Here is a 23630-nt window from a genome sequence, read left to right on the forward strand (position 1 = left end):
ATGACCGTTCATGGGACGAACAAGGCGCCTCCTGGGCGGGGTTGTGCGCGGAACGCGAGTGAGCGTCCTGGACGTTGCGGGTGTGCTCATGGTCATGGTGGTGCGGGACCTCCGGAGTCTCAGTCGATGACCGCGGCGCGCACGCAGAGGACGTCCGGCAGATGCGAGGTCAACTGCTGCCAGCTGTCCCCGTCGTCCGCCGACGCGTACACCTCGCCGTTGCGGTTGCCGAAGTACACGCCCGCCGGGTCCGCGCCGTCCGTGCACAGGGCGTCACGCAGCACCGTGCCGTAGTGGTCCTCCGTCGGGAGGCCGGCGGTCAGCGGCTCCCAGCTCTTGCCCGCGTCGGCCGTGCGGAAGACGCGGCATCGGTGCTCCGCGGGGACGCGGTCCGCGTCGGCGTTGATCGGGAAGACGTACGCCGTGTCACCGCGGTGCGGATGCGTGGCGGCGGCGAACCCGAAGGTGGAGGGCAGGCCTTCGCCGATGTCGGTCCACTGCCCGCCCGCGTCGTCGCTGCGGTACACACCCCAGTGGTTCTGCAGATACAGGCGGTCGGGAGTCACCGGGTCCTGAGCGACCTTGTGCACGCACTGGCCGAACTCCGGGTTCGGATCGGGCAGGAACACCGCGGACACACCGGAGTTGGACGGCCTCCAGCTCGCGCCGCCGTCGTCCGTGCGGAACACTCCGGCCGTGGAGACGGCGACCGTCACCGCGCGCGGGTCCCGCTTGTCGGTGAGGACGGTGTGCAGTCCCTCCCCGCCACCGCCCGGCACCCACTGCGACCGCGTCGGGTGCTCCCACAGCGGACGCACGAGCTCGAAGGACTCGCCCCGGTCCTCCGAGCGGTACAGCGCGGCCGGTTCCGTGCCCGCGTACACCACGTCCGGCTCCGCCGCGGCCGGGTGCAGCTGCCACACCCGCTCGAGCGAAGCCCCCGTGTCCTTGGGGAACTTGACGGCGGGCTGCGCCGGCTCCGCCCATGTACGGCCCAGGTCGTCGGAGTGGAAGACGGACGGACCCCAGTGCGCGCTGTCCCCTCCGGCCAGCAGCCGCGGTGTCTCGCCCCGCGTGTCGATCGCGACCGAGTACACGGCCTGCGCGTTGAAGTACGGACTCTCGTCGAACTCCCAGGCGCCACCGCGCCTTCGACCGATGAAGAGCCCCTTGCGAGTGCCCACCGTGAGCATTACGTCGGCCATGCCGACCACCTCCGCGACGTCGTTGTCTCAGATACGGGCCAGTCTGCACCTCGGCACTGACAGTCACCTCTGGACTTCGTGTTTCCGCAGGTCAGAACGGCCTCCTCGGCGTTCGGCCAGGTTTCTCGGCGGTCCTCGCCGGGCGCGGACGGGAGGTGGGGGAGATCCTGAAACGGACGGGTCGAGGGAGCCGGCGTGAGCATCGCGGGGACCGGTCGCGTATGGGAGGGGGATGTGGCGTGTCCGTGCGGTCGTGAGGAGGATGCCGACGATGCCAGTCAAGGCGGCCTTGCGTGTTCCGAGGGTGTGGCTGTGGCGATGGCGGCGCAATCCGCTGCGGCGTCGCAGTGACACCCTGGAAGCATGGATCGTGCTCATCGCCTGGGCGCTCACCGTGTTCGGCGGGGTGTTCATCGGCCTGGCCGCGACGCAGTCCGTGGAGCACGGTCTCGCCCAGCAACGCGCCGAGTGGCACTCCGTCCCGGCGCGGCTCACCGCGGACGCGCCGGACTCGACTCCCACGGAAAGCGACGCCGACCGGGTCTGGGCGAAGGTCAGCTGGACGGCGCCGGACGGCTCCGTACGCGCAGGTCAGGCACGGGTGTCCACCGGCACCACCGCGGGCACCCCGGTCACCGTCTGGACGGACTCCGACGGCCGCCTCGTCACCAAGCCCGCCACCGAGTCCCAGGCCCAGCTGCGGGCCTCTCTGGTGGGGGTCCTGGTCGGCATGAGCGCGTCAGTCGTGCCCTTCGTCTGCGGGCGGCTCGTGCGCGGCCGGCTGGAACGGCGGCGCATGGACCAGTGGGACGAGGAGTGGGAGCGGTTCGGGCCGCTTTGGGGGCGGAGGACCACCTGACCTGGCGGGGGAGGTAAGGGGGTGGTGAGAATCGGCGCGCTCCGGGGTGGTGGCCCGAGTGTGTCGCGGTGCAGCCGGTTCGCGCGCGGCGCGTGGGTGCGGGCGTCAGGTACGTCGACGCCTTGTGCTGCTATTTATGCAGGTCACAGCTGTGATCTCAGGTTCGATCGGGTGTTTTGCCGTAGCCGCGATGTGACCGAGCGCGGCTCGGGTGGCGCCCCCGGGGCAGATCGCGCACGCCCATTGCGTCCGGCTATGTCCGCCCCCTGGCATCTAACTTAGGCATGCCTACACTAAGCCCGCTTCTGGCCGTCCGGCCGTGAACTCGCTGCTGTGGAGAGGCCTGTGGTGTGGGACGACGCGTTTCCCAGCTTTCTGATCGGTCTGCGTGAGGGCCTGGAAGCGGGACTGATCGTCTCGGTGCTGGTCGCCACGCTCGTGCGGTCCGGCGAGCGCGCCCGGCTTCCTCATGTGTGGACCGGGGTTGCCGCCGCCATCGGGCTCTCCATGAGCTTCGGCGCGATCCTGACCTTCACCGCGGCGAACCTGTCCGGGACCGGGCAGGAGGCGTTCGGCGGCACGCTCAGTCTGATCGCGGTCGTGTTCGTCACCGCGATGGTGTTCTGGATGCGCCGCTCGGCCCGGACCTTCGTCGGCGAGATCAAGGAGAAGGTCACCGCCGCGCTGGGCATGGGCGCGGGCGTACTGATCGTCACCTCGTTCCTCGCGGTCGGGCGCGAGGGTCTTGAGACCGCGCTGTTCCTGTGGACCACGGCGCAGGCCGCGGGGAGTTCGTCGGGCCCGCTGACCGGTGCGGCGGCCGGTCTGCTGATCGCCGCCGCCCTGTGCTGGGGCCTGTACCGACGGGCCCTGCACATCAATCTCACGCGGTTCTTCACGATCACCGGGGCCGTGCTGATCGTCATCGCCGCGGGCGTCCTCGGGTACGGGATGCGCGACCTTCAAGAAGGCGGCGTCCTGCCGGGCTCCACGGCGTACGCCTTCGACCTGTCGGCGCACCTCGATCCCGGATCCTGGTACGTCACCGTCGTACAGGGCACGCTCAACCTCACCCCGCAGATGACCTGGCTTCAGGTCGCGGCCTACGGCGCCTACCTGGTCGCCGTGATGACACTCTTCGTACGGGGCGTACGGGGCACTGCCTCCCCGCAGCCGCAGCCGCAGCCGCAGCCGCAGCCGCAGCCGCAGCCCGTGCCCACGAAATCCGCACCCGCGAATCCCGCGCCCCGCATCCCCCGCTGGACCCTCCCCGCCGCCCTCGTCTGCCTCCCGGCCCTCGTCGCCGGCATTGCCGTGGCGGTGAGCGACGGAAAGCCCGCCTCGGGCACGCCCGTCATCGAGGTCTCGGCGGCGGACTGCGGCAAGGGATTCACCGCGCCGAAGCCGGGCCGCCAGGCTTTCCAGGTACGCAACAGCGGCAGCCGTACCTCCGAGATCTATCTCATCGACCCGGTCAGCGACGCCGTCTACGGCGAGGTCGAGGGCATCGCCCCCGGCACCACCCGCGCCCTGATCGCCACCGTCGGGACCGGTTCGTACGCCTGGCGTTGTGTTCCGAGCGGCGGGAAGGCGGTCACCTCGGCCGCCGTCACCGTCAGCGGCGGCGGCTCCACCAAGGCCGTACTGCCGGTCTCGGAGAAGGACCTCGCCGCGCCACTGGCTGCCTACCGGAAATACGTCGACCAGGGCCTGGCCGACCTGCTGGCCAAGACACGCACCCTGCAACGCGACATCGACGCCAAGAAGCTCGACAAGGCCCGCAGCGACTGGCTGCCCGCACACGAGCAGTACGCCTCGCTCGGTGCCGCGTACGGCACGTTCGGCGACTGGGACGCGAAGATCAACGGCCGTACGGCGGGACTCGCGGGCGGGGTCGACGACCCGGCCTTCACCGGGTTCCACCGGATCGAATACGGCCTGTGGCACGGCGAATCGGCCGCCGCCCTCGCGCCGTACGCCGAGCGGCTCACCTCCGATGTCGCCGCCCTGCGCGAGGACTTCCCGAAGGAGGAATTCGACCCCGGCGACCTGCCGCTGCGCACCCACGAGATCCTCGAGAACACCCTGCACCGCGAGTTGAGCGGCTCCGCCGACTATGGCAGCGGCACCGAACTCGCCACCACCGAGGCCAACCTCGACGGCACCCGCGAACTGCTGAGCCTGCTCAGCCCGTTGATCGACAAGCGCGACGCCGAGCTCACCTCCGACGTCGACACCTGGATGCGGCGCACCGAGCGCCTGGTCCTCGCCCAGCACGGCAAGGACGGCAGCTGGACGCCGCTGGGCAAGTTGTCCACCGTCGACAGGCAGCGCCTCGACGGCTCCCTCGGCCAGCTGCTCGAGGAACTCGCCCCGATCCCGGACCTCCTGGAGATCCGCAAGGCCGCATGAGCAGCGCCCCGCCGGCGCCGACCGCCACCACCGCAGCACCGGGACCCATGCGCCCGCAGGAGAGGACCTCCCGATGACCAACCCGAGCCAGGACCAGGACCAAGCCGCGCTGGGCGGCTGCCCCTTCGGCCGTCGTACGTTCGCCAAGTCCGCGCTCGGCGTCGGCGCGGCCGGAGCAGCCCTCGCGGGCGCCGGCCTCGCAGGGGCGGCAATCGTTGGCGGAGCCACCCCAGCGGCGGCGGCGACCGACGGCGGCAAGGTGGCGTTCCACGGCGTCCACCAGGCCGGAATCACCACCACCGCGCCCAAGGCCGCCGCCTTCGTCTCCTTCGACGTCATCGCCGAGAACCGAGCCGAACTCACCGACCTGCTGCGCACGATCACCGGACGGGCCCGCTTCCTCACCACCGGCGGCACCCCCGACGACCTCGGCGTCGGCGCACCGCCCTCCGACAGCGGCCTGCTCGGTCCCGACCTGCCCGCCGACGACCTCACCGTCACCGTGGGCGTCGGCGCCTCGCTCTTCGACGACCGCTATGGGCTCGCCGACCGGAAGCCGCGCCACCTCAAGCCGATGCGCACCTTCCCCAACGACAACCTGGACGCCGCCGCATGCCACGGCGACCTGTCGCTCCAGCTCTGCGCCGCCAACTCCGACACCGTGCTGCACGCCCTGCGCGACATCGCCCGCCACACCCGCGGTGCGATGCAGATCAAGTGGCGTGTCGACGGCTTCCAGAACCCGTCCCGACCCACTGGCACGCAGCGCAACTTCCTCGGCTTCAAGGACGGCATCGCCAACCCCGACACCGCCTCCGCCCGCGAGATGGACAAGCTGGTCTGGGTCACCGACACCGCGGGCGAGCCGGACTGGGCGGTCGGCGGCAGCTACCAGGTCGTCCGCGTCATCCGCATGCTGGTGGAGTTCTGGGACCGGGTCTCGCTCACCGAGCAGGAGAAGATGATCGGCCGCCGCCGCGACACCGGCGCCCCGCTCGACGGCGCACGTGAGACGGACATCCTGCACTACAACAAGGACCCGCAGGGCCAGGCGATCCCGCTCGACGCGCACATCCGGCTGGCCAACCCCCGTACGGGGAAGACAGACACGACCCGCATCCTGCGCCGCGGCTACAACTACGACCGGGGCGTCGACATGGCCGGCAACCTCGACATGGGGCTGGTCTTCTGCTGCTACCAGCAGGACGTGGTACGCCAATTCGAGGCGACCCAGGAGCGGTTGATCGACGAGCCGCTGGTCGACTACATCACCCCCACCGGCGGCGGCTACTTCTTCGCCCTGCCCGGCGTGCGGAACCACTCGGACTGGCTGGGCCGCACACTCCTCACGGGCTGATTTCGAGGCGAGCCGACCCGGCAGCGAACGCAGACCCCTTAATGCATATGATGTGCAGGTGCGTGATTACTGCATAAGAACGGCCACCTCCGACGACCTGGACAGCGCACGTGCCGTGATGCTCGACACCGTCTACCGCGACTTCGGTACGGGGTATGTCCCGCGCTGGCACGGCGACATCATCGACCCGTGGGGCGCCTATCTCGCGCCCGCGCGGCACACGCTGCTGGTCGCGGTCGACGAGCGGGACGGCACGGTCGTCGCGACGGCCGCGCTGGACTCCCGGGGGCCGGCTCATCCCCCCAACCCCCGCCACCTCGCCGAGCGTTACCCCTCGGGCCGGACTGCTCAGCTGCGGCGCGTGTACGTGCGTCCCGAACACCGGCGGCGCGGGCTGGCCAGGCGTCTGGTCGGTGAGCTGCTCGACTTCGCGGCCGCGGACGGCGACTATCGCGCGGTGTATCTGCACACGGACCCGGCTGTGCCGGGCGCGGAGGCGTTCTGGCGTTCGCTGGGCAAGGTCGTGTGGGACGAGCGTGCGGAGCGGGGGCAGGGCGACGGGATCGTCCACTTCGAGATCCCCATGGCTACATGAAAAGCATTTTCATGTAGCCTGCCGGTCGTACCCACCCTCCGCTCCTGCGAAGAACGAGGATCATGCGCTCCGTCCCCCGCCGTCGGCTCGTCGCCGGACTGCTGCTCGCACCCCTTCTCTCCGGCTGTTTCGCCTCCTCCGGCGGCGAAACGTCGTCGTCGGCCTCCGCGGACGGCGCCCGCCTTCGGGTCGCGCTGGCCTTCCCGCCCGCCGAGAACCTCTCCCCGTACGGCGCCGACGCCACCATCCTCAGCCGGCTCGGCGTGACGGAGGGGCTGACCGCGCTGGACGCGAACGGCACCGCGATACCGGCGCTCGCGGAGTCCTGGACCCGTGAGAACGACCGCAGTTGGATGTTCACCCTGCGCGAGGCGGCCTTCCAGGACGGCACCGCCGTCACCCCGTCCGCCGTCGCCGCCGCGCTCACCCACGCCGCCGAGGCGAAGGTCGTACCGGCCGCGCTGACCGGGGTCGAACTGACCGCGAAGGCCACGGGCGACGACCGGATCCGGGTCACCACGGCCGAGCCCGACCCCGTACTGCCGCTGCGGCTGGCCGGCCCCGGCCTGGCCGTACTGTCCACCAAGGCGTACGCGAAGCAGGGCGCCGTCAGTCCGGTCGGCACCGCCACAGGCCCCTTCGAACTCACCGCGGCCACCGGCACCACCACCGCCACCCTCGACCGCTTCGACGACTACTGGGGAGGCCGCGCCCAGGCCTCCGGCATCGACGCGAAGTTCATAGCCGACGGCACGGCCCGTACGAACGCCCTGCGCACCGGGGAGGTGGATCTCGCCGAGGCGGTCCCGGTCTCCCAGGCCGCCACCCTCGACCAGGGCACCGCTCGCGAGACGGCCACGACCCGCACCACCAGCCTTTACCTCAACGCGGAGTCCGGCCCGTTCAAGGACGCGCGGGTACGGGCCGCCGCGCGTGCGGCGGTCGACACCTCGGTGCTCGCCGAGGGCGTCTACGAAGGGCACGCCGACCCCGGCGCCGGTATCTTCGGCCCGGCCGTGACCTGGGCCGAGGGCAAGCGCGTCACACCGGCCGACCGTACGAAGGCAGCGGATCCCGACGGTACTTCGGTGACCCTCGCCACCTACGACAACCGGCCCGAACTGCCCGAGGCCGCCCAGGTGCTCAAGCAGCAGCTGGAGAAGGCTGGCTTCAAGGTGAAGCTGGAGGTGCGCGAGTACGCACGCCTCGAAAGCGACGTCCTGGCCGGGAAGTTCGACGCGTTCGTCTCCGCCCGCAACACCATGCTCGACACCGGCGACCCCGTCTCGATCCTCGCGAGCGACTACACCTGCGACGGCGGCTACAACCTCGCGCTGCTCTGCGACAAGCAGGTCGACAAAGCCGTCGACCTGGCCGCGAGCGCGAGCGACACCGAGAAGCGGCAGGACGCGGCGATGGCGGCGGAGGCCGACATCCTCGCCACCGACGCGATCGTCCCGCTCGTCCACCAGCGCGTCATCACCGGCGTCGCCCCCTCCGTTCGGGGCGTGCTCTTCGACCCGTACGAGCGCCGCCTGGTCGGCACGGGCACCCGCGCCTGACGACATCGTGCGGATACGGAAGACACTGCTCGGCGGTGGCCCGGTGCTGCTCTGGCGCACCGCCCTCACCGCACTCCTGCTGTGCGGAATCGGCCTGCTGCCCTGGCTGTCGCGCACCGACCCGGCGCTCACCGTGCTCAAGGCAAGGTCGGCGGAACGCACACCGACCCCTGAGGTGCTGGCGGCCGTACGGGACGAACTCGGCCTGGACGCCGGGCCGTTGCGGCTGCTCGGGCAGTGGCTGGGCGGACTGCCGCACGGTGACGCGGGCCGTTCGTGGATCTCCGGCACCGAGGTCCTGCCCGGCGTCGGGCAGGCGCTGGGCGTCTCGCTGCTGCTGATGGCAGGGGCGCTCGCGGTCGCGGCCGTCACCGCGGGCGCGTTGTGCGCCCGCACGCTGTGGCGCGGATCGAGGGGCGGGCTCGCCGGACGCCGGTCCGGTGGTAGTGGCGCAGCGCTGCTGGCCGCGCTGCCCGAGTTCCTGACCGCGTCGGTGCTGGCCACCGTGGTGGGCGTGCAACTCGGCTGGCTGCCCGCCCTCGGCTGGTACGGGCCGCGGTGGATGGTGCTGCCCGCACTCTCACTCGGCCTGCCCGCCGGGGCGGTGCTCGGACGCCTTCTCGCCGACCTGCTGCCCGGCGCCTTCGCCGAACCCTGGGCGCTGGCCGCCGCCGCGCGGGGGGTGGGCGGCCGGAGCATCGCGCGCCAGTCGCTGCGCCGCTGCGTGCCGGGTCTGCTCCCGAACCTGGGGCTGTTCGTGGTCGGCCTGACCGGCGGCGCAGTCGCCGTGGAGCAGATCTTCGACATCCCCGGACTCGGCCGGACCACGCTCCAAGCCGCCCTCGCCCAGGATCTGCCCGTCCTCCAGGCCGGAACCTTGGCGCTCGTCCTGCTCGCCGCCACCGCCGGACTGCTCGTCCGTCTCGGCGCCCGGCTCCTGATCGGGCCCGCACTGCGGGACGGCGCCCTTCCCTCGCTCCACGGCGCGGCATCGAACAGGCCCACGCCCACGCGAGGGCCTCTCCTCTACGCCGCCGCTCTGCTCGGCGTGATCGGACTCGGTCTGCCCCGCGACCCGCTGGCTCTGGACACGGCGGCCCGCCTCCAACCCCCGTCCTGGACACGTCCGTTCGGCACCGACGCCCTGGGCCGCGACATCCTCGCCCGCGTCTGCCACGGCGCACTCGACACCCTTGCGCTCGCCCTCGCGATCAGCGCCGCCGCCCTGCTGACCGGCGTACTGCTCGGCCTGCTGCCCCGCTTCTCCGGCCCGCTCGTCGACACCGTCAACGCCCTGCCGTCCATCCTCGTCGCGCTCCTCGTCACAGCGGTCGCCGGAAGCGGCCCGGCGACGCCCGCACTGGCCGTGGCCACCGTCGCCTGGGCCCCGCTGGCAGCCCACACCTCAGCCCTGCTCCGCCAGGAGCGCGCCACCACACACCTGCTCGCCACCCGTGCGCTGGGCGCCGGCCCACTCCAGCTCCTGAGCCACGAACTCCTCCCCGCCGTCCTGGGGCCCGTGACCCGCCATGCCCTGCTCCGCCTCCCCGGCGTCGCCCTGGCCCTCGCCGCCCTGGGCTTCCTCGGCCTGGGCGCCCAACCCCCGTCCCCGGAGTGGGGCTTGCTCCTCGCCGAGAACCAGCCGTACGCCGAACGCGCCCCCTGGGCGGTCCTGGCCCCGGCCGCCGCACTCGCCCTGCTGGGCGCGCTGGCGGTGACGGCGGCGGACGGCGTGCCACGGCGTCGCGAGCGGGCCAACTCGCTTTCCTAGCACCGGTTCCGCGCCGCTTCTCGGCGGACGGATCAGACAGAGCGGTGGTACTGGTCCGGCACATGCACCTCGGCCCCGAGTTCGCGTGCCGCGAGACGGGCGAAGGACGGATTGCGGAGCAGCTCGCGGCCCAACAGCACAGCGTCCGCCTCGTCGTTGGCGAGAATCTTCTCGGCCTGTTCGGCGTCGGTGATGAGCCCGACGGCGGCCACGGACAGCGGCGTTTCGGCCTTCACCCGGGCGGCGAACGGGACTTGGTAGCCGGGCCCGACCGGGATGCGTGCGCCGGAGGCGTTGCCGCCCGTCGAGACGTCCAGCAGGTCCACGCCGTGCTCCTTGAGCTGTGCGGCGAAGCGGACCGTGTCGTCCGCGGTCCAGCCGTCCTCCTCCAGCCAGTCGGTGGCGGAGATACGGAAGAAGAGCGGCTTGTCCTCGGGCCACACCTCGCGTACGGCGTCGACGACTTCGAGGGCGAGGCGGGTGCGGTTCTCGTACGAGCCGCCGTAGGCGTCGGTGCGGTGGTTGGAGTGCGGGGAGAGGAACTCGTTGAGGAGGTAGCCGTGGGCGCCATGGATCTCGGCGATCTCGAAACCGGCGTCCAGCGCGCGCCGGGCCGCGTCGGTGAACTGCCCGACGATCTCCCGGATTTCGGCGACGGTCAGCTCGGTCGGCACCGGGTGGCCTGCGGCGAAGGGAAGCGGGCTCGGGCCGAGCGGCTGCCAGCCGTACGCGTCCGGGCCGACCGGCGCGCCGCCCTTCCAGGGGCGCTCGGTCGATGCCTTGCGGCCGGCGTGGGCGAGCTGGATCGCCGGGACGGTGCCGTGGCTGGTCAGGAAGCGGGTGATGCGGCGGAACGCCTCGACCTGGGTGTCGTTCCAGATGCCGAGGTCGTACGGGCTGATGCGGCCCTCGGGGGAGACGGCGGTGGCCTCGACGATGATCAGGCCGGTCCCGCCGGCGGCCCGGGCCGCGTAGTGAGCGAAGTGCCAGTCGTTCGGGGCGCCCGTCGACGGCCCCTCCGGTGCGGCCGAGTACTGGCACATCGGGGGCATCCACACCCGGTTGGGGATGGTGACATCGCGCAGGGTGAAGGGCTGGAAGAGCGCGCTCACGGCGGACTCCATTCGTCGCGGGGCCGGTGTACGCCTCGTACGATAGGCATCGTAGTACGGTGGATGTCAAACTACGAGAGGTCTCGTACAATGAGGGTCCCCGACGATGTGGAGTCGCCGTGACCACCGCCGCCCCCGCCCCCAGCAGTCGCGACCTGCCGCACCCCGCGAGCGAGGAGATCCGGCTGGAGTCGGTGCTGCACGCGCTCTCCGACCCCATGCGGCTCCAGGTCGTGCGAGAGCTCGCCGCCGACGGCGACGAGCTCTCCTGTTCGCACTTCGATCTGCCCGTCACCAAGTCCACGACGACGCACCACTTCCGGGTGCTCCGCGAGAGCGGGGTGATCCGGCAGGTATACCGCGGCACGGCCAAGATGAACGGCCTGCGCCGGGACGACCTGGACGACCTCTTCCCGGGACTCCTGGACAGCGTCCTGGCCGCGGCCACCCGGCAGGCCGACCGGTCGGCCGGAGGCTAGGCTCCGGCCGAAGCGGCCTCGGGCTCGGCGGCTGTCTTGGGTGAACCGGCCTTGCCCGGCAGGTGGTTGAAGAGCAGGTTGAGGGCGATCGCCGTCAGGCACCCCGCGCTGATCCCGCTGTTCATCACCGTCTGGAACCAGTCCGGGAACTTCTCGTACACCGTCGGCACCCCGACCGGGAGCATGCCGATCGCCACCGAGACGGCCACCACGGTCAGGTTGTGGTTGTCCTTGAAGTCCACCTGGGCCAGCGTCCGCAGACCGCTCGCGGCGACCGTCCCGAACATCACCAGACCCGCGCCGCCAAGGACCGGCGCCGGTATGGCGGCGACCACCGCGCCCAGCTTGGGCAGCAGGCCGAGCAGCACGAGGATGCCGCCCGCGGCGGCGACGACCCAGCGGCTGCGGACCCGGGTCATGCCGACGAGGCCCACGTTCTGCGCGTACGCCGTGTAGGGGAAGGTGTTGAACACCCCGCCGAGGACGGTCGAGAGGCCGTCGGCGCGCAGACCGTCGGCGAGCGACCGCGGCTCGATCTTCCGGTCGGTCATCTCGCCGACCGCGATGAGGTCACCCGTGGTCTCGGTCATCGTCACCAGCGCCACGACCAGCATCGAGATGATCGCCGAGGCATGGAAGGTGGGCGCCCCGAAGTGGAACGGCGTGCTGATCCCGACCCAGTCGGAGTCCCCGACCCCACCGAAGTCCGTGAACCCGAACGGCACCGCGACCGCGAGACCCACCGCGATACCGATCAGCACCGCGATCCGGCTCAGGAAGGCCGGCGCGAACCGCTGCACACCCAGCACCACGGCCAGTACGAAGCCCGCGAGCGCCAGGTTCTTCGGCTCGCCGAAGTCCGCCGAACCCACGCCCCCGGCCGCCCAGTTGCCCGCGACCGGCAGCAACGAGATCCCGATGATCAGGATCACCGTGCCCGTGACGAGCGGCGGGAAGAAGCGGAGCAGCCTCCCGAACACCGGTGCCAGCAACACGATCGCGAGGCCCGCGACGATCACCGACCCGTAGATCGCGGGCAGTCCACCACCGGTAGTCCCGATGAGCACCATCGGCGAGACCGCCGCGAACGTACAGCCCTGCATGATCGGCAGCCGCACCCCGAAGCGCCAGAAACCCACGCACTGGATCAGTGTCGCGATCCCGCACACCAGGAGATCCGCGGTGATCAGATACGCCATGTCGGCAGGCGACAGCTTCATGGCCCCGCCCACGATCAGCGGAACCGCCACCGCCCCCGCGTACATCGCGAGCACGTGCTGGAGCCCGAAGGCGGCCAACTGGCGTACGGGTGGGACCTCGTCGACGGGATGCACGGGTGTGGTGGTTGCCATGGGCACTCCAGGAGCGGGCGGGGACGCGGGGGGCAGCACCAGACCGTAGGCGACTTGAACAGTTTGTTGATTTCTGGCTTGTTGCCGATGTGTGTCATACCCACGGAGTTGTCGCCGACTCTGCTAAGAACCCCCTGCGACCCCGCTAGGACCTGGCCGTCCGTGCCGCGGCCAGCAGTGCTGTCCAGTCCGGCAGCTTGACCACACCCCGCCCGAGCGAGGCCCCGAGCTCCGCCTCGGCCCGCTCGATCGCCTGCCATCCGGCCCACTCGACCGGCGTCAGCCCCGCCGCTCGCAGCGCCACGAGCGGATCCTCGGGCAGTTCCCGCCGTACGAGCATGCCGGCGTCCTCGAGCAGCGAGGTCACCGTCTCCTTGGCGCACGGCCGGTTGGTGCCGATGACGCCGGTCGGGCCGCGCTTGATCCAGCCCGCCACGTACTCGCCCGGCGCGATCGTGCCGTCCCGCACGACCCGCCCCGCGAGATGCGGCACCGTGCCGTGCTCCGCGTCGAACGGCAGCCCGTCCAGCGGCACTCCGCGATAGCCGACCGAGCGCAGCACCAACTGTGCGTCGATGTCCTCGTACCGCCCCGTGCCCGTGACGCCGCCATGGCCGTCCGGCACCGTCCGCTCGAAGCGCACCGCTCCCACGCGCCTGCCGTCGCCTTCCCCGCCGTCGGCGAGCAGTTCGACGGGGCGGAGGAAGAAGCGCAGCCGGATCCTGCGGGTGGCGCCGCGCGGCGGCGTGGCGGCCCAGCCCCGCAGCACCTCCACGTTCCGACGGTTGGCGGCCGGCAGTCCGGAGGGTTCGTTGTACTCCGGATCGAGCTCCAACTCCCGGGGATCCACGATCACTTCGGTGTCCGGCAGGGCGCCGAGCTCGCGCAGTTCCTTCGTGGTGAAGCGGGCCTGGGACGGTCCGCGCCGCCCCACCATGCTGATCTCCGTCACCTCGCTCGCGGCCAGCGCGGTGAGCGCCGCCTGCGGCATGTCGGTGGGGCTCAGCTCGGCCGTGCCGCGGGCCAGGATCCGGGTCACGTCGACGGCCACGTTCCCGACGCCGATGACCACGGCCGACCGTGCGCCGAGCACGAATCCGTCGGCCACGGAGTCGGGGTGCGCGCTGTACCAGGACACGAACTCGGTCGCCGACCAGCTGCCCGCCAGTTCCTCGCCCGGTACCCCGAGGTGGCGGTCGGTGGCGGCGCCCACGCAGTAGACGACCGCGTGGTACAGCTCGCGCAGCCGGGCGGCCGGCAGCCCGTCCGGGCCGATCCGCACGCCGCCCAGGAACCGCACCCGCTCGTCCTCCAGGACCGCCCGCAGGTTGTTCTGGAGGGACTTGATCTTCTCGTGGTCGGGTGCCACGCCGTAGCGCACCAGGCCGTACGGGCAGGGCAGCCGGTCCAGTACGTCAACCCGCACCTCGGGCACCTGGCTCTGCTGGACGAGGCCCTGGGCGGTGTAGACCCCGCTGGGACCCGAGCCGACGACGGCGACACGCAGCACGCGGAACTCCTTATCCGAAACCTGAACAGTCCGAGGAGATCGCTGATGACTCCAGGATCGCACCACCCGTGCTCCGCTGACAGGGTCGGCGCGCGGCTCACGCGTGCGTGTCCGTTCGTATGGAATGTGATCATGCGGTTACGTTCCGTATGTGCTAGAAGCATCCTCCCTTAATCCGTCCGATCGCCTCAACCTCTCCGACCGCTGCCGTTCGGACGGTGCCGTGTCCGTGTGGCCCGCGTGGGAAGTGCGTGAGCACGCGGGTGTCACGTCCTGGTTCAACGTCCGGCTGGCCTTCGCCGACGGCGCCCAGGTCGACGTACTCGCCGTGGTGGCCGAGGGTGACGTCTCGATCGAGGACGTACGGGCCCAGCCGCCGCTGTCCCTCGGTGACCTCGACCTGCTCGCCGAGTGGATCGAGGAACCGCTCTTCGAGGCGTGCGGCGCGCGGACCGCACCCTCGCACGAACCGTCGTGCGAGGAGGGGCCGTCGCGCCGCGCCCGGGCGGCGTGGCCGCGCGGCATCGAGGGCCGCCGGCTCGTCGCCGAGGAGTACCTCGCGGCCCAGGGCGAAGGCCGCGACCCGGTGCTCGCGGTGATGTGCGCGACCGGGCACAGCCGCCGCAGGTCGCTCAAGCTGATCGCAGGGGCGCGCGACGCCGGTTTCCTGACACCTCGTCACGCTCGCCGCTAGGCGGAGCGGCGATCGGCCGGGGTGGTTGGGCGGTAGTCGGATCCGGCAGGCTATTGAGGCCCGGCACCGAGGTTGCAGGCGCTACGACATGTCGCGCATCCTGCTGATCTCGCTCGTCTGCTGCGCGATCACGTCGTCGGCCATTTCCTCGATCCGGATGTTGTTGCCCTGGCCCTTCACATCCGTCGCCATCGTGATCGCCCCGTCGTGATGCGTGATCATCAACTTCAGGAAGAGCTCGTCGAACGCCTTGCCCTTGGCCGCACGCAACTTCTTCAGCTGCGCCTCCGTCGCCATGCCGGGCATCGCCTCGTGGGCGTGCTCCGTGGCGGCGGTCTCGCCGCCGTTCGCTTTCAGCCAGCTCTCCATGGCGGCGATCTCCGGCCCCTGCGCGGCCGTGATCCGCTCGGCAAGTGCCTTCACCGCGCTCGACTCGGCCTGTTTCGGGGCGAGTTGCGTCATCTCCAGCGCCTGCGTGTGATGCTCGATCATCTTCTGCGCGTACGCGATGTCCGCGGAGTTGGGGGTGTCGTCGTCGGTCCGCTGCTTCGCGGCGTCCTCGGCGGAAAGAGTTTCGGCGGCCTCGCCGGGCTTGCCGGGCACGATCACCGAAGGACCGCTGCTCTGGGGGGACTTGGCCTCGGAACCGGAGTCACACCCTCCCAGTGCGAACACCACGACCGCCAGCGACGCCGTGACCAGGGACGCGTGGGACGGACGGCGGAAGAGCACAGCGACCTCCTGCGGCACACGAATGGACGGACACCTCAAGGGTGTTGATGACCGTCCTAGCACGCTTGCGAACCTGAATGATCAGAAACTTTCATTACGACTGCGTTGCCGTCTGTTGATCTGTGCATGGTGAAGACGATACTGCGGGGTGTGCGTGAACCGTTCGACTGCGAACGGCTACAAGGGAGGAAGCAGTGATCCTGTTGAAAGACCCCCGAACGCGGCACAGACGTCTGGGAGTTGCTCTGACCGCGGCCGGACTCCTGGCCGCGCTGCTCACCGCCGGCCCGGCGGCCGCGACCCCCGACCCCGGGGACAGCCCCGTCGCGCAGGAGAAGGTCTCCCAGAGCGATGCCGCGGCCGCAGAGGCGGCCATAACCGCCGGCGAGATACCCGGGCAGGACGAGATCGTCCACTCGGCCAACATCGAACCCCTCGTGAACATCCCCAAGGAGGCGCTGCCCGGGACCAACTCGGACCTCGCCTTCCAGGGGAAGTACGCCTTCGCCGGCAACTACGACGGCTTCCGCATCTTCGACATCAGCAACCCGAAGGCGCCCAAGACGGTCGCGCAGGTGCTCTGCCCGGGCTCGCAGAACGACATCTCGGTCTCCGGCAACCTGCTCTTCCTGTCCACCGACTCCTCGCGCAGTGACAACTCGTGCGCCAGCACGACGCAGCCCGTGACGGAGAAGTCGTCGTGGGAGGGCATGAAGGTCTTCGACATCACCGACAAGGCGAACCCGAAGTACGTGGCCGCCGTCGAGACCGCCTGCGGCTCGCACACCCACACGCTGGTGCCGGAGAAGAAGAACGTCTACATCTACGTCTCCTCGTACTCGCCGAACGCCACCTACCCCGACTGCCAGCCGCCGCACGACGGCATCTCGGTCATCAAGGTGCCGCGCAACGCCCCCGAGAAGGCGGCAGTGGTGGGCTTCCCCGTCCTCTTCCCCGGTGAGGGACCGGACGGCGGCGGCAACCCGGGCTCGCCCACCAACCCGGGCGTCTCCAAGACCACCGGCTGCCACGACATCACGGTCCTGCCGTCGAAGGACCTGGCCGCGGGCGCCTGCATGGGCGACGGCATCCTCTTCTCCATCAAGGATCCGGAGAACCCGAAGGTCATCGACCAGGTCCAGGACAACGTGAACTTCGCGTTCTGGCACTCGGCGACCTTCAACCAGGACGCCGACAAGGTGGTGTTCACCGATGAGCTGGGCGGCGGTGGCGCGGCCACCTGCAACGCGGCCATCGGTCCGAACCGCGGTGCGGACGGCATCTACGACATCGTTGGCAAGGGCGACAAGCGCAAGCTCGTCTTCAAGAGCTACTACAAGATCCCCCGCTACCAGGCCGACACCGAGAACTGTGTCGCCCACAACGGCTCGATCGTCCCCGTCGAGGGCAAGGACATCATGGTCCAGGCCTGGTACCAGGGTGGCGTCTCCGTCTGGGACTTCACCAACTCGGCCAAGCCGAAGGAGATCGCCTACTTCGAGCGCGGTCCCCTGAGCGCCACCACGTTTTCGGTCGGCGGCTCCTGGTCGGCGTACTACTACAACGGTTACATCTACTCGAACGACATCGCCAAGGGCTTCGACGTGCTGAAGCTCAGCGACCGGCGCACGGACCCGGCGAAGCGCGTCAAGCTGCGCGAGCTCAACGTGCAGACGCAGCCGGACTACTTCGACTGACCGTTCAGCCGATCGGGCCGGCCGTCGGACTGAGGACCGGGCTGATCGTCGGTCCGCAGGCCGGTCGCGAAGAAGCGTGACAGGTCCGTGTCGTACGTCCCGCCGGGCACCTCGGTGTCCGGCGGGACACCCAACTCCCAGTCCAGGCGGTACCGCTTGAACAGCTCGGCCCGCAGCGTCGGGATCGGCATCGGGACGCCCGGCACCAAAGCCGCGTACACCGCACCCATCAGCAACGCGCGCAGCATCGGGTAGTCGGCGGCGGCGTCCGGCGAACCGTAGCGGGCGACGGTGTCGCCGAGCAGTTGCGCGAGACGCTGCTGATCCGGGCACTGCACGAATCCCTCGGGCTGAAGGATCCCCGCCATGTGCTGGCGCATCAGCACGGGCTGGTCCCGGGCGAGCCCCAGAATCGCGTCGATGGCCCGCGCCATCCGCTCCCGGCCGTCCTCGGTACGCGGCTCGCGCTCCAGAGCCTCCTCCAGCGTGCGGTGCATCAGCCGGTGCACGGCCGACTGCACGAGCTGGCGCTTGCCGGGGAAGTAGTACGACACAAGGCCGCGCGCCGATCCCGCGCGATCCGCGATGTCCCCGAGCGTCGTCGCCTCGTAGCCCCGCTCGCTCACCAGCTCCACCGCCGCCTGCAGGAGCCGCTCCCGGGAACGCCGCCGCAACTCTTCATTGACGTCTCGGCTGCGCGGGGACATTCTGAAACTCCTGCGTTGACTGGCTGTCAGCCAACTATACTCAACGCGTCCGGACCGAGACCCTCAGTGGGCGGCTCCGGGCTGCCGTTCGCCTCGGGTGACGCGGGGGATCATCCGAGGCGGACGCGCGGGGCGGGGGCGGCCTCCTTAGAGTGGGTGGGAGTGCCGAGGAGGCGGATGGACATGGATCAAGACCAGATCCTCGCCAGGATCACGGCGATGGTGGACGACGAACGACGCCTGCGCGAGGCCGTCGCGTCCGGGCAGATCGACAGCTCGACCGAGCACGAACGGCTCGGACAACTGGAGCGCGACCTCGACCAGTGCTGGGACCTGCTGCGCCAGCGGCGTGCGAAGACCGAGTTCGGCGAGAACCCGGATGAGGCCCGCGTCCGTCCTTCCTCGCAGGTCGAGGGCTATCAGAGCTGAGGCAGCGGTTGACGGAGCGGCCGGGAGCGAGGCCGCGCCGGGACGTCAGCCGAGCAGGCCGAGGATCGGCCGCAGCCCGTCCGGGCGCTCGGTCACCGGCAGGTGGTCCACGAAGTGCACCGCGCAGCCCAGGGCCGCCGCACCTCCGTCCGCGTGGCGGTCGTCCCCGACCATCAGCGTGTCCTCGGGGGCGATGCCCAGCGCGTCGCAGGCGGTCGCGAACAGTCGCGGATCCGGCTTCTGGATGCCGTGCTCGTACGACAGGACGTACGCGCCGACGTACGGGTCGAGGCCGTGCGCGCGGAAGACGGGCCGCAGATCCCAGCCGATGTTGCTGACCACACCGACCGCGATCCCGCGCTCGCGCAGTGCACCCAGCACCTCTTCCGCGTCGGGGTAGGGCCGCCAGGCGGCCGGGGTCATGTGGCGGTCGTACAGCGTGTCGTGCAGCCCGGGGTCGGGCAGCGCCACGAGTCGGGAGAGCCCGGTGTAGGCGGCCCGATGCAGTTCGGCGCTCTGGTCCCGGATCGCCCACACGTCGGTGAGGTCGTCCGGCACCAGCTGTGCAGGGGAAGCGCCGCCGGGAAGCGCGCCCGCCGACTCCAGTGCCCGGGCCGAGCGGACCAACTCCGTCTCGGGCAAGGGGATGTCGGCCTCCGCGAGCGCCGCCCGCAGCCAGGACTCGGTCGATTCGACGCGGAAGAGCGTTCCGGAGAAGTCGAAGAGCACGCCTTTGATCGTCATGAGGGTGATCCTTCGCGGCGCGGCCCGCACAGGTCAAGGCCGTCCCGAGGCGGGCCACCGCTCGTACGAGGCCACCGCCAGTGCCACCATCAGCGCCCCGAGCAGCCAGCCGCCCACCACGTCCGACGGCCAGTGGACGCCCAGCCAGACACGGGTCAGACCGACGCCCACGACGGAGACCACGGCCAGGGCGAGTGCCGTACGCCGCAGGGCGCGTCCGGCGCCGTACAGGCGGAGCAGCCACAGCAGCAGCCCGCACACCACCGTGGCCGTCATGGCATGGCCGGAGGGGAAGGCCGCGTAGTGGGCGGAGTCCACGGGGTCGGGCCAGACGGGGCGTTCGCGGCCGATCGCCGACTTCAGCCCCTGCTGCACCACTGTGCCCAGCGCACATGTGACCGCCACCCATAGGGCCAGCCACCATGCGCGGTGCCTCCACATCAGCCAGACCACGGCGGCGGCACCCACAGCACGCATCGTCCAGGGGTCCCACACCCAGTCCGTCAGGATGCGGAACGCATGGGTGAGGCCGGGGTCGTCGACCGCCCAGCGGTGCGTGGTGCGGGCGATGTCGCCGTCGAGGTCGAGCAGCGGATCCCAGGAGAACGCGACCAGCAGGAGAAGCAACAGGGAGGGCAAGGCGAGAGCCGCCGCGGCGAGTGCCGCCTTGTGCGGGCCCGGTGGTTGGGGGTGGGGAGGTGAGTCGACGGGCGGGGAGTGCATACGGTGATCCTCGCCGACGTGCGGGGCCGGAGGCCAACCCGGGGCTCATGGGGTGTCCCTCGCAGCCGTACGCGGCGAGTGCGTGCCCCCGCCCGGCTAGCTCAGCGCCCGCAGCCCCGGTACGAAGGTCACCAGCACCGGGATCACCGGCACCAGCGCGGCCGCCGCCGTCAGCCGCAGGCGCCGCGCGGCCGTGAGCCGGTCCGGGGGAGTGAGGAGCCGGTGGACGCGCTGCGGGACATGGGCCTGCGGGGTGGGGCAGGGGCCGAACACGCCCCGGTCCTCGTTGAGTTCCACCAGGGCGAGCGCGATGGTGAGGCGGCCGAAGCGGCGCGAGGCCATGTCGTCGGCGGAGAGTTCGACCAGGCGGTGCATCTCGTCGCGGAACGCGGCGAACACCGGCACCTGCGGGAATCCGTTCGCCAGCGCGCCCGAGCAGTGCAGCAGCCAGTCGTGCCGTGCCCGCGCGTGCCCCTGCTCATGGGCGAGCACCGCATCCAGCTGACGCCCCTTCAGGCGGCGCAACGCGCCTGTGGTGACGATGAATTGGGGCGCGGCGCCGGGCAGCCACCAGGCATCGGGGCGCACCCCCTCCAGGACCACCAGACGGTCGGCGCCGGGCTCCTCGCCGGGCAACAGCGGGGCGCGCAGAAGGAGTTCGGCGCGGCTCTGCCGACGGCGTGCCCGGGCCCGTACGACCTCGCGGACCAGCATCGCCGCGGTCCATGCGCCACCGCACGCGAGTGCCACGGCGGTTGTCGCGGCCCAGGGGCTCCCGGAGCTCAGCGCGTAGGCGTCCACGACCGAGTGCGGCGCCGGACCGAACACATGGCCCCGTACCACCACCCAGGCGGCGGCCGCGCTCAGTGTCATCGACAGCGCGCAGCACAGCAGTACGGCCGCCACCACGCACTGCCACACCCACAGGGCGACCACCGGTTCGCGGTCCGGCCAGTCCGCCCTGGCGAGCAGTCGCGGAGCGACCACGGCGGCCAGGGCGCCGAGCAGCAACAGTGCCGCGGGGACCATCATGGTCGAAGCCTATGAGCGGGGTGTCGCCGGAGGATACGGCCCGCGAGGGCAAAGTGACGTACGCCACGGTTTCGTTGGGGCCGTTTCCCGTGGTCCGAGATGTGTTGGTCTCAGAGCGTGACCAGCATGGCCAGCATCGCGATCCCCATGGACAGCCGGCACGCCTGCGACAGTTCCGGGCGGTCGGCCCAGCCGACGGTGGCGGTGCCGCCGGCCGCGGTGGCCATGGGCAGGAGGCGCAGGCCGGAGCGCAGCACGTAGCCGGTGAAGTAAAGCAGGAGCACCCCGGTCAGCAGCGGGACCCCCGAGCCGCCATGGGCGTGGTGGCCGGGAGAGGCGGCCATCACCCCCGCCATGTAGACCATCGCGCAGGCGCCCATCAGATGGTGCACATGGTGCGGGCTCGTACGGGCCGCCCACAGGGTGCGTACCGCCGCCGCGCCGAACACGGCCGCGTAGGCGAGCCAGGCCCAGCGCGGTGGCGCGGCCACCGCCGCGGGCACGGCCATCGCGGCCATGCCGAAGCCCATGAGCGCCTCGCCGCCCGCGGCGCGGCGCTGCTCCTCGACGGAACTGCGCATCCGCAGCAGGCAGTAGGCCCCGGTCGCCGCGCACAGCGCGACGAGCAGCCAGCCGGGCGAAGCCGCTCCGTGCATCGCGCACCTCCCCGCTGGACGACATCGGACATCGGGCATGGGCATCGGACAGTCGGTCAGGGCATGCCCGGCCCGGGTGGGGCGCAAGCGAGCGCAAGGGTGTACACGGGGGAGCGTTACGAGCGCACCGCAGGTGGGCCTGCACATCCCGGAAATGGTTCACGAGTAAAATACCTGCTAAACTTGTGGTCATGAGTAGTGCGATCCCTGGACCCCCGCGTGTACGTCGTCTTCCGCTGGCCGGTGTGCTGCGTGTCGGCCGCCCCTCCGACATCTGGTTCAAGCCCGCACTCAGCGTCGTCGCCTCGGTCGCCCCGCTGAATCTGACTCTCGCGGCGCTCGGCAGGCTGGACCTGGCGATGTACACGATGGCCGGGTCGCTCTGCGCGCTCTACGCCCACAACCGTCCCTACGCCGCCCGGGCCCGCGCCCTCGCCTGGGTGGTGCTCGGCATGCTCGGCGGTCTCGCCGTCGCCCTGGTCACGGCCTCGCTCACCACCGACGCCGTCGTGCTGGTCACCGTCGGGGCCCTGCTCGCCGCCGTACAGAAGGTGCTGTGCGACGCCACGCGCATCGGTCCGCCCGGGCATCTGATCTTCGCCTTCATCAGCTCCGCGTCCCTGTTCTCGCCGGGGACCCTGGGGCAGGTCCCCGGCCATCTCGCGCTGGCCGCCACGGGAGGTGCCTGGGCCTGGCTCGTCGGAATGGCCCCGGGGCTCGTCCGCCCGCACGGGCCGGAGCGCCGGGCGACCGCGCACGCGCTGAACGCCGTGGCCGCGTACGCCGGGACGCGGGGCGGCGGAGAAGGGGCCGCCCGTGCCCGTGCCGCCGCGGTCGCCGCCGTGCACGGGGCCTGGGAGGCGCTGCTCTCCACCGGCGCCCGCTCCGCTCCGAGGCGCGCCCTCGAACGGCTCGTCGTACGCGCCGAGATCGCCTTGGCCGCGCCCGCCGCCACGGAGCCCGAGCGGCTGCGCAGCTGGGCCCGCGAGCTGCGCGGCAACGGGCCGGTGCCGCGTCCGGACGACCTCGCGGACGCCGCCGACGAGCTCTTGGGCATGGAGGCCGAACTCGCCTTCGGGAAGCAGTCGTTGCTGCGCCGCCTCGGCCCTCTCGCGCCCATCGCCCTGCGCACCGCACTCGGCTGCGCCCTCGCCGGATACGCCTCGCTCGCGCTCGGTGTCGGCCGCCCGTATTGGGCCCTGGTCACGGCCGCCTCGCTCTACCAGGCCAACGTCACCCTGACCTGGAGCCGGGGTGTGCAGCGCGTCGTCGGCAACCTCGTCGGGGTACTGGTCTTCGCGGCGGTCGTGCCGCTCGCCCACCTCGGGAAGGTGGCCCTCGTGCTGTGCGTCCTCGCCTTCAACTTCGGTGCCGAAGCGCTGATAGGCCGCAACTACTGGCTCGGCAGCATCTGCGTGACCCCCATGGCCCTGCTGATCACCGAGTTCGCACGCTCCCAGCAGCCCGGCGAACTGATCACCGACCGGGTCGTGGACACCCTCGTCGGCGCGCTGATCGGCTTCGTGGCCGCGGTCGCCGTGACCAACCGGCGGGCCGGCGACCGCATCGAGCACGCCCTCTCCGCCGTGGAGCGCGCCCGCGAGCACGCCGCGCGGGTCCTCGCCCGCGACCACCCCGAGCCCGGAGCCCTGGAGTCCGCCCGCCGGGGCCTCGCCGCCGCCGTCGTCGACCTCCGCGCCACCGCCGACACGGCCGCCGGCGAATGGTGGCAGCGCGCCTTGCCGGAGGACCGGGTGATGCCGGTCGAGCACGCCGCACACCGTACGCTCGCGGCGACGGTACGACGGCAGGGACTGCACTCCTTGGAGGGCGCACGGGCATGACGGCAGCGGACGGGCGGACGACGGACGGGGACGCCCACACGAGGCGGGCGGAGACGGAGAGCGCCGACGTCGGCCGGGCGGGTGACGCGGCCGTCCGCAACGGCCGCGCGGAGAATTCGGGCACCGGCACCCGGCGGGCGGGCGCCGAGACTACCTCT

At 71.3% G+C, this 23630-nt stretch carries 21 protein-coding genes; 11 read left to right on the forward strand and 10 right to left on the reverse strand.

Annotated features, from left to right (window positions below; translation table 11 throughout):
* Nucleotides 1–119: 119 nt before the first annotated feature.
* Nucleotides 120–1205: a sialidase family protein gene (locus OG246_RS28030; RefSeq protein WP_266469468.1), complete on the reverse strand. Its 1086-nt coding sequence runs from the start codon at nt 1203–1205 to the stop codon at nt 120–122.
* A 271-nt stretch (nt 1206–1476) separates the two neighbouring features.
* Here OG246_RS28030 and OG246_RS28035 point away from each other — a divergent pair, with 271 nt between their 5' ends.
* From OG246_RS28035 to OG246_RS28060, 6 genes are all read left to right on the forward strand, one after another.
* Complete coding sequence (locus OG246_RS28035; RefSeq protein WP_266469470.1) at nt 1477–2064, forward strand: DUF3592 domain-containing protein; 588 nt, start codon at nt 1477–1479, stop codon at nt 2062–2064.
* 348 nt (nt 2065–2412) lie between these two features.
* Nucleotides 2413–4476: an iron uptake transporter permease EfeU gene (gene efeU / locus OG246_RS28040; RefSeq protein ID WP_266470958.1), complete on the forward strand. Its 2064-nt coding sequence runs from the start codon at nt 2413–2415 to the stop codon at nt 4474–4476.
* A gap of 73 nt (nt 4477–4549) precedes the next feature.
* Nucleotides 4550–5833 carry an iron uptake transporter deferrochelatase/peroxidase subunit gene (efeB, locus tag OG246_RS28045; protein WP_266469472.1) on the forward strand — a complete coding sequence of 428 codons (1284 nt, stop codon included), beginning with the start codon at nt 4550–4552 and terminating at the stop codon, nt 5831–5833.
* Between the two features lie 58 nt (nt 5834–5891).
* Nucleotides 5892–6428, forward strand: a complete 537-nt coding sequence (locus OG246_RS28050) for a GNAT family N-acetyltransferase (protein ID WP_266469474.1) — start codon at nt 5892–5894, stop codon at nt 6426–6428.
* Nucleotides 6429–6490: 62 nt separating this feature from the next.
* Nucleotides 6491–7990, forward strand: coding sequence for an ABC transporter substrate-binding protein (locus tag OG246_RS28055; protein WP_266469476.1), 1500 nt, complete (start codon nt 6491–6493; stop codon nt 7988–7990).
* A gap of 7 nt (nt 7991–7997) precedes the next feature.
* Nucleotides 7998–9761 carry an ABC transporter permease subunit gene (locus OG246_RS28060; protein ID WP_266469477.1) on the forward strand — a complete coding sequence of 588 codons (1764 nt, stop codon included), beginning with the start codon at nt 7998–8000 and terminating at the stop codon, nt 9759–9761.
* A gap of 32 nt (nt 9762–9793) precedes the next feature.
* On the opposite strand, the gene OG246_RS28065 is transcribed toward OG246_RS28060, so the two are convergent.
* Nucleotides 9794–10873 carry an NADH:flavin oxidoreductase/NADH oxidase gene (locus OG246_RS28065; RefSeq protein ID WP_266469479.1) on the reverse strand — a complete coding sequence of 360 codons (1080 nt, stop codon included), beginning with the start codon at nt 10871–10873 and terminating at the stop codon, nt 9794–9796.
* Nucleotides 10874–10992: 119 nt separating this feature from the next.
* On the opposite strand from OG246_RS28065, the gene OG246_RS28070 reads away from it, so the two are divergent.
* Nucleotides 10993–11352, forward strand: a complete 360-nt coding sequence (locus OG246_RS28070; protein WP_266469481.1) for a helix-turn-helix transcriptional regulator — start codon at nt 10993–10995, stop codon at nt 11350–11352.
* On the opposite strand, the gene OG246_RS28075 is transcribed toward OG246_RS28070, so the two are convergent.
* Complete coding sequence (locus tag OG246_RS28075) at nt 11349–12704, reverse strand: nucleobase:cation symporter-2 family protein (RefSeq protein ID WP_266469483.1); 1356 nt, start codon at nt 12702–12704, stop codon at nt 11349–11351. The two genes, OG246_RS28070 and OG246_RS28075, sit on opposite strands and share 4 nt — an antisense overlap.
* A gap of 145 nt (nt 12705–12849) precedes the next feature.
* Nucleotides 12850–14214 (reverse strand): FAD-dependent oxidoreductase, encoded by a 1365-nt coding sequence (locus OG246_RS28080; protein ID WP_266469485.1) that lies wholly within the window; start codon nt 14212–14214, stop codon nt 12850–12852.
* 223 nt (nt 14215–14437) lie between these two features.
* On the opposite strand from OG246_RS28080, the gene OG246_RS28085 reads away from it, so the two are divergent.
* Entirely contained in the window at nt 14438–14908 is a 471-nt protein-coding gene (locus tag OG246_RS28085) for a DUF6214 family protein (RefSeq protein ID WP_266470960.1), read from the forward strand.
* An 81-nt stretch (nt 14909–14989) separates the two neighbouring features.
* On the opposite strand, the gene OG246_RS28090 is transcribed toward OG246_RS28085, so the two are convergent.
* Complete coding sequence (locus OG246_RS28090; RefSeq protein WP_266469487.1) at nt 14990–15640, reverse strand: DUF305 domain-containing protein; 651 nt, start codon at nt 15638–15640, stop codon at nt 14990–14992.
* A gap of 194 nt (nt 15641–15834) precedes the next feature.
* On the opposite strand from OG246_RS28090, the gene OG246_RS28095 reads away from it, so the two are divergent.
* Nucleotides 15835–17337 (forward strand): LVIVD repeat-containing protein, encoded by a 1503-nt coding sequence (locus OG246_RS28095; RefSeq protein WP_266469489.1) that lies wholly within the window; start codon nt 15835–15837, stop codon nt 17335–17337.
* Here the strand turns inward: OG246_RS28095 and OG246_RS28100 are convergent.
* A complete protein-coding gene (locus OG246_RS28100; RefSeq protein ID WP_266469491.1) occupies nt 17325–18044 on the reverse strand; it encodes a TetR/AcrR family transcriptional regulator in 720 nt (239 codons plus the stop codon). The two genes, OG246_RS28095 and OG246_RS28100, sit on opposite strands and share 13 nt — an antisense overlap.
* Before the next feature lie 183 nt (nt 18045–18227).
* On the opposite strand from OG246_RS28100, the gene OG246_RS28105 reads away from it, so the two are divergent.
* The gene (locus OG246_RS28105) at nt 18228–18473 is read left to right on the forward strand and encodes a DUF2630 family protein (protein WP_266469493.1); all 246 of its coding nucleotides are present in this window, start codon (nt 18228–18230) and stop codon (nt 18471–18473) included.
* Between the two features lie 45 nt (nt 18474–18518).
* On the opposite strand, the gene OG246_RS28110 is transcribed toward OG246_RS28105, so the two are convergent.
* The 4 genes from OG246_RS28110 to OG246_RS28125 form a co-directional block, all read right to left on the reverse strand.
* Entirely contained in the window at nt 18519–19217 is a 699-nt protein-coding gene (locus OG246_RS28110) for an HAD family hydrolase (protein ID WP_266469495.1), read from the reverse strand.
* A gap of 33 nt (nt 19218–19250) precedes the next feature.
* The gene (locus OG246_RS28115) at nt 19251–19940 is read right to left on the reverse strand and encodes a phosphatase PAP2 family protein (RefSeq protein ID WP_266469497.1); all 690 of its coding nucleotides are present in this window, start codon (nt 19938–19940) and stop codon (nt 19251–19253) included.
* A 96-nt stretch (nt 19941–20036) separates the two neighbouring features.
* Nucleotides 20037–20972 carry a M56 family metallopeptidase gene (locus tag OG246_RS28120; RefSeq protein WP_266469499.1) on the reverse strand — a complete coding sequence of 312 codons (936 nt, stop codon included), beginning with the start codon at nt 20970–20972 and terminating at the stop codon, nt 20037–20039.
* Between the two features lie 110 nt (nt 20973–21082).
* Nucleotides 21083–21628, reverse strand: a complete 546-nt coding sequence (locus tag OG246_RS28125; protein WP_266469501.1) for a DUF5134 domain-containing protein — start codon at nt 21626–21628, stop codon at nt 21083–21085.
* Between the two features lie 191 nt (nt 21629–21819).
* Between OG246_RS28125 and OG246_RS28130 the strand changes: the two genes are divergently transcribed.
* Nucleotides 21820–23472: an FUSC family protein gene (locus OG246_RS28130; protein ID WP_266469503.1), complete on the forward strand. Its 1653-nt coding sequence runs from the start codon at nt 21820–21822 to the stop codon at nt 23470–23472.
* The last annotated feature ends 158 nt before the right edge of the window (nt 23473–23630 follow it).

The organism is Streptomyces sp. NBC_00620 (assembly GCF_026341825.1).
GTDB lineage: Bacteria > Actinomycetota > Actinomycetes > Streptomycetales > Streptomycetaceae > Streptomyces.

Excerpts from the sequence above, each read along its gene's own strand:
- OG246_RS28030 (WP_266469468.1), bottom strand. The coding sequence starts at position 1,205 with ATGGCCGACGTAATGCTCACGGTGGGCACTCGCAAGGGGCTCTTCATC.
- OG246_RS28035 (WP_266469470.1), top strand. The coding sequence starts at position 1,477 with ATGCCAGTCAAGGCGGCCTTGCGTGTTCCGAGGGTGTGGCTGTGGCGA.
- efeB (WP_266469472.1), top strand. The coding sequence starts at position 4,550 with ATGACCAACCCGAGCCAGGACCAGGACCAAGCCGCGCTGGGCGGCTGC.
- OG246_RS28055 (WP_266469476.1), top strand. The coding sequence starts at position 6,491 with ATGCGCTCCGTCCCCCGCCGTCGGCTCGTCGCCGGACTGCTGCTCGCA.
- OG246_RS28075 (WP_266469483.1), bottom strand. The coding sequence starts at position 12,704 with ATGGCAACCACCACACCCGTGCATCCCGTCGACGAGGTCCCACCCGTA.
- OG246_RS28100 (WP_266469491.1), bottom strand. The coding sequence starts at position 18,044 with ATGTCCCCGCGCAGCCGAGACGTCAATGAAGAGTTGCGGCGGCGTTCC.
- OG246_RS28105 (WP_266469493.1), top strand. The coding sequence starts at position 18,228 with ATGGATCAAGACCAGATCCTCGCCAGGATCACGGCGATGGTGGACGAC.
- OG246_RS28110 (WP_266469495.1), bottom strand. The coding sequence starts at position 19,217 with ATGACGATCAAAGGCGTGCTCTTCGACTTCTCCGGAACGCTCTTCCGC.
- OG246_RS28115 (WP_266469497.1), bottom strand. The coding sequence starts at position 19,940 with ATGCACTCCCCGCCCGTCGACTCACCTCCCCACCCCCAACCACCGGGC.
- OG246_RS28120 (WP_266469499.1), bottom strand. The coding sequence starts at position 20,972 with ATGATGGTCCCCGCGGCACTGTTGCTGCTCGGCGCCCTGGCCGCCGTG.
- OG246_RS28125 (WP_266469501.1), bottom strand. The coding sequence starts at position 21,628 with ATGCACGGAGCGGCTTCGCCCGGCTGGCTGCTCGTCGCGCTGTGCGCG.
- OG246_RS28130 (WP_266469503.1), top strand. The coding sequence starts at position 21,820 with ATGAGTAGTGCGATCCCTGGACCCCCGCGTGTACGTCGTCTTCCGCTG.